This window comes from Psychromarinibacter sediminicola (assembly GCF_029168335.1).
In the GTDB taxonomy this organism is placed as follows: domain Bacteria; phylum Pseudomonadota; class Alphaproteobacteria; order Rhodobacterales; family Rhodobacteraceae; genus Psychromarinibacter; species Psychromarinibacter sediminicola.
The window spans coordinates 1-1431 of record NZ_JARGYC010000192.1; the positions used below are offsets into that span (position 1 = coordinate 1).

General features: G+C 63.3%; 1 protein-coding gene. It reads right to left on the reverse strand.

All coding sequences use genetic code 11. From position 1 onward, the window contains the following. Positions 1-318: 318 nt before the first annotated feature. The gene (locus P1J78_RS24875; protein ID WP_275570058.1) at positions 319-1359 is read right to left on the reverse strand and encodes an IS110 family RNA-guided transposase; all 1041 of its coding nucleotides are present in this window, start codon (positions 1357-1359) and stop codon (positions 319-321) included. Positions 1360-1431: the final 72 nt, after the last annotated feature.

The window sequence follows — 1431 nt, forward strand, 5'->3', positions numbered from 1 at the left end:
CCGACAGGATCTCGAGCTTCTCGTCCTCGCTCCAACGCCGGCGCCGTTCAACGCCCAGAACCTCGCCCAGCATGGCTCCTCCGAATAAGACACGTTCTCTAATTGCGGCTTCGTCAAGTGCGGATCGCGACGTCCGTCCGGGGTCATGGTTCTCTCCGAGGTCGCAGCCTTTGCGCCTCACAATGGCGTTCGAGGGCGGATTGTCTCCAATGTCGTTAGCGGGGTTATGATGATCGTTCGCCCCAACGTGTCTTGCGAGATCAATCTGCCTCCGTCCCATCAGGACTTCGCTTCCCGCCCTTCCGGCGAGAATTCAGATCAAGCAGCGGCCTCCTTCGTCCAGTGATACTCGGTTTCGTTCTTCCAGAGCGTCAGCATGAGGACGGCGATCTTGCGCGCCGTCGCAACGGCGGCTTTTCGGAAGCCGCGCCGGCCAGCCAAGCGTACGGCCCAACTCTTCAGGGCCGAGAACCGTTTGACCTGTCGGATCACGGACGCAGCCGCTTCGAACAGCAAGCCGCGCATGGTGCTATCGCCGCATTTCGAGACCCGTCCGGACCAGTCGATCTCGCCGGACTGGTGCCGCTTCGGCGTGAGACCGAGGAAGGCGCCGACATCCGACGTCCGACCGAACCGGCTCGGATCATCGATCAGGGCGATGAAGCTGAGCGCATTCACTGGGCCAACGCCCGGAATGGTCATCAGCCGGCGCGCGACGGAATGATCTCGCGCCTTTCGTTTCAAGGCGGCATCAAGGTCAGCCGCGGCCTGGCAGAGGGTCGCGTGGGCGGCGATGAACCCGTCCGCGATGACGCGCAGCACCGGGTCTGTTTCGCCCGCCTCGGCGAGCTGATCGCGGAACGCCTGGCGCTGCCGCCCTTGACTGATCCCGGTCATGCGGATGCCAAAGGTTTTCAGGACGCCGCGAATGTGTCCCTCCAAGTCCTTGCGCAACCGGAACAACCGTTCGCGCGCGCCGATCAAGGCGCGCAGCCGGTCGGACGCTTCAGTGCGGATATGAACGGGTGTGAACCAGCCGGTGCGCGCCAGCTGCGCCAGACCTTCGGCGTCGCCTGCATCGGACTTGTTGAGACGCGCTGACAGGCTCTTGTGCGCCTTCCGGGCATCGATGCAGGTGGCTGCCAAGCCAATGCGCTCGAGACCGCGCTGCAACCAGATCGACAACATCCCGCTCTCATGCACGATGCGGTTCGGCTCGAGCGACCGGTTGCGAAACCAGCCAGCGACGCCCTCGGGATCGGCGGGACACGTGCCACGCGCCACCATCCGGCCGTCCCTGTCCACGACACAGATTGAAATCTCTTTCAGCGACACATCCAAACCAGCATAATGTTCCAAGGTCGTTCTCCTCACGGCTAATATCCATGAGGCCACCATACCGGACCTCGTTCGCCACCGGAGAGCGACCGC